The organism is Natrinema versiforme JCM 10478, from assembly GCF_000337195.1.
In the GTDB taxonomy this organism is placed as follows: Archaea; Halobacteriota; Halobacteria; order Halobacteriales; family Natrialbaceae; genus Natrinema; species Natrinema versiforme.
Window position 1 is genome coordinate 23485 of record NZ_AOID01000061.1, and the last position, 7257, is coordinate 30741.

General features: G+C 63.6%; 5 protein-coding genes. 1 reads left to right on the plus strand and 4 read right to left on the minus strand.

What is annotated here, in order from left to right:
* The first annotated feature begins 9 nt into the window (after positions 1–9).
* The gene (locus C489_RS18660; RefSeq protein WP_006432922.1) at positions 10–2382 is read left to right on the plus strand and encodes a heavy metal translocating P-type ATPase; all 2373 of its coding nucleotides are present in this window, start codon (positions 10–12) and stop codon (positions 2380–2382) included.
* Positions 2383–2443: 61 nt separating this feature from the next.
* On the opposite strand, the gene C489_RS18665 is transcribed toward C489_RS18660, so the two are convergent.
* From C489_RS18665 to C489_RS18680, 4 genes are all read right to left on the minus strand, one after another.
* Entirely contained in the window at positions 2444–3784 is a 1341-nt protein-coding gene (locus tag C489_RS18665) for an APC family permease (protein WP_006432923.1), read from the minus strand.
* Positions 3781–5376: an ABC transporter substrate-binding protein gene (locus C489_RS18670; protein ID WP_083902849.1), complete on the minus strand. Its 1596-nt coding sequence runs from the start codon at positions 5374–5376 to the stop codon at positions 3781–3783. Before C489_RS18670 ends, C489_RS18665 begins: the two co-directional genes overlap by 4 nt.
* 248 nt (positions 5377–5624) lie before the next feature.
* Complete coding sequence (locus C489_RS18675) at positions 5625–6560, minus strand: diacylglycerol/lipid kinase family protein (RefSeq protein ID WP_006432925.1); 936 nt, start codon at positions 6558–6560, stop codon at positions 5625–5627.
* A gap of 72 nt (positions 6561–6632) precedes the next feature.
* Positions 6633–7257, minus strand: a 625-nt coding sequence (locus C489_RS18680; RefSeq protein ID WP_049891087.1) for a formate/nitrite transporter family protein, incomplete at its 5' end; no start/stop codon positions are given.

Genomic DNA, 7257 nt, shown 5'->3' on the forward strand with positions numbered 1-7257 from the left:
CTCGAAGTGATGACTACAGAATCGGATACAACGGGAAATACGGGTGGAGGCGGTCAGAAGCAGGAACTGACTGCCCGCCTCGCCGTCCCCGAGATGGATTGTCCCTCCTGCGCTCAAAAGGTCGACAAGAGCCTCCAGCGTGTCGATGGAGTTATCGACGCCACACTCCAGCCGACCACTGGTACGGCTAACGTCACGTACGACCCCGACCACACCAGCGAAGCCGATGTAGTCGAGGCGATTGAAGCCGCCGGCTACGAGGTCGTCGGCGGTTCGGATGCCAACGGCGATGATGAGCGATCCCAGTCGGCCAACGGTGTCGACGTCGCACCGCCGTCGGAAGTATGGACGAGTTCTCGAGCGAAGAAGACCTGGCTCGGCGCGGCGTTCGTCACGTTCGGCCTCCTCTTCGAGTTCCTCCTCACTGCCCAGAACGTCGCGGTAGCGAGCGTCCTCGACTATCCGCTTCACGTCGCGGACGTGCTGTTCCTCGCCGCCGTCGCCGCAAGCGGCGTCCCCGTCGTCCGCAGCGGCTACTACTCCGCGAAGAACCGGAGTCTGGACATCGACCTGCTGATGGGGACGGCGATCATCGCCGCCACGGGCATCGGCTACTTCGTCGAGGCCGCCACGCTGGCCGTCTTGTTCAGCATCGCCGAGTTGCTGGAGGACTACGCGATGGATCGGGCGCGGGACTCGCTGCGCGAATTGATGGAGCTGTCGCCCGACGAGGCCACCGTCGTGCGTGACGGGACGGAGGTGACTGTGCCCGCCGATGCGGTGGAAATGGGCGAGACCGTGGTCGTCCGGCCCGGTGACAAGATCCCGCTGGACGGGACAGTCGTCAAGGGCGAGAGTGCGGTCGATCAGTCGCCGATCACCGGCGAGAGTGTCCCCGTCGACAAAACTGCCGGCGACAAGGTGTATGCCGGCGCGATCAACGAGGGGGGCTACCTCGAGGTAGAAGTCACCTCGACGGCGGGCGACTCGACCCTGTCGCGGATCATCGAGATGGTACAGGGAGCACAGGCAAAGAAGACCGAGACCGAGCAGTTCGTCGACCGGTTCTCGGGGTACTACACGCCGGTCGTGGTCGTACTGGCGATTCTGACCGCCATCGTTCCGCCGCTGGTCATCGCCGACCCGGTGTCGGTGAATGTGGCCGGGTACGGGATCAGCTTCGCCGGTGACTGGCAGACGTGGTTCATCCGCGGGCTCACCCTGTTGGTGATCGCCTGCCCGTGTGCGTTCGTCATCTCGACGCCCGTCTCAGTGGTCTCGGGCATCACCAGCGCCGCGAAGAACGGCGTCCTCATCAAGGGCGGTAACTACCTCGAGGCGATGGGCGAGGTCGACGCCGTCGCAGTCGACAAGACGGGCACGCTCACGAAGGGCGAACTCGCCGTCACAGACGTCGTCCCAGTCGGCGACGCCGACGAAGCAACGCTGCTCCGCCACGCCGCTGGCATCGAGCGGCGCAGCGAACACCCCATCGCCGACGCGATCCTCGCTCGTGCCGACGAGGCAGGCGTGGGCGACCTCCCCGACCCGACGGCGTTCGAGAGCCTGACGGGCAAGGGTATCCGCGGCGAGATTGACGGCGAGACATACTACGCGGGCAAGCCCGCGCTCTTCGAGGAGTTGGGCTTCGACCTCTCTCGGGCCCGCTCGGCGACCGATGGCGGTGTTCCGGCAGCAGACGCGGTTGAGGCTGACGACGGAGCATTCGCCGAGGATGCACTCACCGCGCTGGAGCGGGAGGGCAAGACGATCGTCATCGTCGGGACGGAGTCGGAGTTACTGGGCGCTGTCGCAATCGCCGACGAGGTGCGCCCGGCCTCGAAGCGGACCGTCGAACGCCTGCACGAACTGGGCGTCGAGCGCGTGGTGATGCTGACCGGCGATAACAAGGGTACCGCGCGGGCCATCGCCGAGCAGGTCGGCGTCGACGAGTACCGCGCCGAACTCCTCCCCGACGACAAGGTCGACGCGATCGAGGAGTTGCAGGCCGAGTACGGTGAGGTGGCTATGGTCGGCGACGGTATCAACGACGCACCCGCACTCGCCACCGCGGAGGTCGGCATCGCGATGGGCGCTGCCGGCACCGACACCGCGCTCGAGACTGCGGACATCGCACTGATGGGCGACGATATCGGGAGACTCCCCTACCTGTACGACCTATCGCATACGGCCAACAGCGTGATCCGGCAGAACATCTGGGCAAGCCTCGGCGTGAAGGCCCTGCTCGCGCTCGGCGTCCCGCTGGGGCTAGTGAGCGTCGCTCTCGCGGTCGTAGTCGGCGACATGGGGATGAGCCTCGGCGTGACCGGTAATTCGATGCGGTTGTCACGGCTCAAGCCCGACCAGTTCTTCGACTCCTGAGTTGAATCGAAGAGCGGCAACGACGTTCAGAATCGACTTCTTTCGTTCGTGCGGCGGTATCTCAGATGCGTTTTTCTACGGCTTGCACCCCCTCGGAGAGCGTCTCCCGCTTGAAATACATCGCTTCGACCGCAAAGACCGCGACAGCAATGACGACGACCAGCCAGAAGACGGCGGGAAGCTGCGAGTAGAGATACCACGTCAGCATGACGAAGAAGGCGGCCGAGCCGACGACGCCGACCAGCGGCGGGATCGGATTGACGTCGACGGCAGCTGAATCGCGCACCGTCAGTGCGAGCGCACTCATCGCGCCGAAGACGACGATAAAGGCCAACGAGGCGAACTCCACGACGGCCTCGAGGCTGCCGAGGACGGTGAAGGCGGCCGTCAGGATCCCGATGACGATCACGGTTCGTTCCGGCGCGGCGTCCGCGTCCGGGTCGCCCATCTCGTGAGGGAGGATGTCATCGCTGATCAGGTTCTTCGCGAAGAGAGCCTCGCTGAACAGCGTCGAGTTGATTGCGCTCGCCGTCGAGATGAGACCGGCGAGCCCGACGGCGAGTGCGAGCCACTTCGAGATGAGCAGTGCGCCGTAGAGCAGCGCCGGTTCGGGCTGGGCGGCGACTACTTCTTCGGGCAACAGCGTCGTGATCACGAACCCGACGAGGATGTAAATGGCCGCCGCGATCGGGATCGAGATAAACACGCCCTTCGCGAGCGTCTCGTCCGGATCGTCGAACTGGTCTTGATCGTAGAACAGTAGCTGCCATCCCTCGAACGACACGAATCCGACCGAGGCCGCGAGGATCGGGTTGATTCCGAACTCCGAGAATCCGAGCCGCAATTGGTAGTTCGCAGCGCCGTACCAGAGACCAATCAGGCCGAAGGCGGCGATGATCCCCGCCTGTACGAACACGAGATACCGTTCGACTGCCGCGGACGATCCCGCTCCGAGGAGGTTCAACCCGATGAAGATAGCGAGCACGCCGACCGAAAGAAACTGCCGTATCGGCAGCCCCCAAACGTATTCGAACCCGATCAGCATCTGCCCGTACATGCCGAACGCGTAGGCGTACATTGCCATCGTCCCGATATAGCCGACGACGAGCGTCCACCCGACGACGCCTGCAACCGTTGATCTCCCCGTCAACTCCTCGATGTACGAGACCGAGCCACCGCTGCTGTCGGTCGCATCGTTCAGTTTGACGTACGAGTACGCACAGCAGAGGACGACAACGGTGGCCAACGCGTAGGCGAACCACGTCAAGATCCCCGCCGCAGCCACGACGATACCGATCGCTGCGTAGATGCCGCCGCCGACGACGCCGCCGACGCCAAGCGCGACGGCCGTCCCGACGCCGAATTCACCGTTTTCGTTCTCGCTATCTCCGTCCTCGCTCATGAGTCCGTCCGCATCGTTACGACATCGTCACCTGCTGCGAGCCGCGGATTGACTCCTGCGATCGGGTGAACGCGGAAGTTCCGGACGCCTTCATCCACGGCGAAACTGTTCTCAAACGAGCAGATCGGCAGACAAACCTGGTCCTCGAGCAGTCGCGTAATCGCTGCCTCGTAGAGTTGGCGTCGCCGCTCGCGGTTCTCGGTCTCACGAGCTGCCATGAGCCGTTCCATGACCGCGTCCTCGCGGTAAAACGTCCCGTTCGTCACTCCCGCTACGTTCTCGTGAAACGTCGGATAGAGGTGCGAGTCCGGATCCGGCGTCCCCGTTATCTCGCCGACGAACACCGAGTAGTCGCGCTCGGAGCCGGAGACGTATGTCTCGAGGAACGTCGATTCGGGTTTGGAGACGACGAGCGCGCCGTGACTGGCGTTCCGGAGGCCACCGGCCAGCGCCTCGCCGAGCTCCTTGTGTTTCGGATCCGTCGTCGTTAGAATTCGCAGTTGGCCGCTCGCTTCGTCGGCTTCACGGAACAGTTGCCGGGCCCGCTCGGGGTTTCGCTCGTTCGCGAGGTCGGCCCATTCGTCGGTCGGCATGTCCCAGTCGCGGGCGACCTGCGGTGGCAACGGACTATACTGGCGCTGGCCCATCGGTTCGATGAAGTCGGACACTGCCGTCTCGAGATCGAGACAGTAGCTGATCGCCTCCCGTACCCGCCGGTCGGTCGTCGGCCCCTCGTTCAGATTGAACCCGAAGTAGAACGACGTGTATCCCTGCCGTCGCTGTACCGACGCGTTCGACACGTCGTCGACGTGATCGACGATCATCGGGGAGACCGGCTCGATCGCGTCGTTGCGGTTCGTCCGAAGGCTCGTCAGTTGGGTCATCGGGAACTCGACGAACGCCACGGTGACCCGATCGATCGCGGGGGTCGACTCACCCCAATACTCGTCCCAGCGACGGAGGGTGGCTTTCTTTTCCTTGCTGAACGATGCCACCTCAAACGGGCCTGTTCCGATCGGGGCTGTGGCAAATGCCTCCCGATCGTCTTCCCGTTCCTGGCGGGGCACGATCGGGTGCGTGAACGCATGCTCGAGTCCGGGATACGGTTCTTCCAGCGTGAATCGGACGGTGTATTCGTCGACGGCGTCGACCGATTCGATCGGACTCAATCGCCACGCCGTCGGTGCATCCTCCTCGAGCGGTGCGGTGAACGAGTAGACCACGTCGTCGGCGACCACGTCACGGCCGTTTTGGAACTGCGCCCGTTCGTCGAGTTCGATGACGGCCGTTCGGCTGTCGTTCTCGAACTGTGGCTCGCTGGCCGCTATTTTGGGAATCGTGTCGGACGCCTCGCCGTACTCGTAAAGCGCATCGAAAATCCGACCGATCACCTGTTCGGAGCCGATCGAGTGTGCGTCGATCGGATCGAGGGTGATCGGTGGTCGAAGCGTCCCGAGACGGAACGTCGTTTCCGATCCCGATCCGAGCGTCGTCGAACACCCCGCGAGCACGCCCGTGCTCACACCGCCGAGGCCAACGAGCAGGTCGCGCCGCGTTATCCCGTAAGATCTGTCATTCGATGTATTCACCATGTGTGACTGGCATCGAAAAGTGGCTATTGTTGTCGATAGTCAACCCTGCTATGGCGTCGAATCAGGGCCTGATCATGAATACTGTCGCGGTGAACGCTCTTGGATGACTGGCCTGCTATTGTGGGGCTATCTCGCTGCGAACCGGCGTCTGGCGTTCACCTCGGATTTCGGTTTCGACAGTTGCGGGCTTTACCATCACACCGGCAGGGAACGGCCCCGGTCGACATCCGCTCGAGCGCGGACCCGACTCATATTCGCGAACCGTATTCCTCCCCCACGCAAACGCGGAGCGCCTGCGGGCGAACGCCAATCTCGACCGACTCGTACTCCCGGCGTTCCCCGTCGAGACTGAACCGCACCGGCTCGTCTTTCAGGGCGATGACCTCGAGTTCGGACGCTTCGATCGTCGTGACGTGGGGCGTCTCCCGATTGAGGAACCGTCGTTCGACGGCCTCGGCGATCGCGTCCGTCGGCGGCACTCGGTCGACGATCGTCACCTCGAGACGACCGTTCCGGGCATTCGACGGTTCGTTTTCGCCAGTGAAGCGCCGAAGGGTGCCGATCCCCAGACAGAGTGCCTCTCCCTGCCAGACGTACTCCCCGTCACCTGCAACGGCACCGACCGCTACCTCGAGTCCGTCGAACTCTCGAGCGGTTTGCAGGCCTTCGATGACGAACGCGAGCGTCCCGATCCGTTCTTTGAGTTCCCCCGAGGCAGCCGTACTCGCCGCTGCGGGAAGCCCCGCGATAGCCGACAGCACGAACGGTTCACCGTTTGCCATTCCCACATCGAGTCGCTTCGTCTCACCACGGTCCGCGGCCACGAACCCGTCTCGTAGCCGGTCGATCCCCAGCGCCGACGCGGCGATGTTCGCCGTTCCAGCCGGGATGATAGAGAGCGTCACGTCCTCGAGTGCATCGGCCGCGACGATCCCCTGGACGGCTTCGTGAACGGTTCCATCACCACCGCAAATTGCGAGCAGGTCAACATCGTCGACCGCGGCCTGCGTCGCGATGTCGACCGCGTGTCCAGCACGTTCGGTCTCGACGATTCGAAACCCATGCACAGCGGCGAGTTCACGGACTCGTTCGACGTGATCCCCATCCCCGCTCGTCGGATTGAGAACGAGGCGACGCGTGTCCTCGGTCGTCCCGTCGGTCGAACCCGCGTCCCCACTGGTCATAACGGAATCGGACGGGGTGGGCTCTCAAGTGCTCTGGGCCGGATGTGGCCGGGAGACTGCGCCTCGTTGCGGTCAGTCTTCCGCACCAACGACCTGGGCGACGTGAGTGAACGTAACGAGGCCGATTCCACCGACGAAGTTCCCTGCGGTCGCGACGACAATCGTTTCGGCCAGCGCTCCGTACCCGATCTGAGCGTCGAAGAGAAGACCGAAAAAGACGTGGATCGCAGTGACGATTACGTGATCGAACGGCCCGAGGGCCAACAGGAATCCGACGATATAGGCCATCGTGATGCGGCTCCGAACGCTGTTGACGCCCTGTAGGAGGTACGATAGTAAGCTCACGAGGGCACCACCGATGATGGCGCTCGCGAACATCCCTCTCATCGGCCGATGGACGATCTCTTCGGCGGTCCGCGCCAGTGCGTGTGCCGAGGCGGATGGCAGGACGCCATCGACCGCGAAAACGAATGCGAAGAGAAAACCACCGATAAGGTTGACGACGAGGGTGACGATCCACAGCCGAAGGAGCGGCCCGAGTAGCCACGACCCGTCCTGGTCGACCGCCTTCGCGGCCGGATCGAAGAAGTTCTCGTTGAACAGCTCCGATCGGCCGACGACCAGGAAGACGACGCCGACCCCGAAGGTGAGCGCGCCCGCGATATGCTGTCTCTTATACACATCTCTGAGCGGGCTG

Coding starts and splice junctions, on each gene's coding strand:
- C489_RS18660 (WP_006432922.1), top strand. CDS start 10: ATGACTACAGAATCGGATACAACGGGAAATACGGGTGGAGGCGGTCAG.
- C489_RS18665 (WP_006432923.1), bottom strand. CDS start 3,784: ATGAGCGAGGACGGAGATAGCGAGAACGAAAACGGTGAATTCGGCGTC.
- C489_RS18670 (WP_083902849.1), bottom strand. CDS start 5,376: ATGGTGAATACATCGAATGACAGATCTTACGGGATAACGCGGCGCGAC.
- C489_RS18675 (WP_006432925.1), bottom strand. CDS start 6,560: ATGACCAGTGGGGACGCGGGTTCGACCGACGGGACGACCGAGGACACG.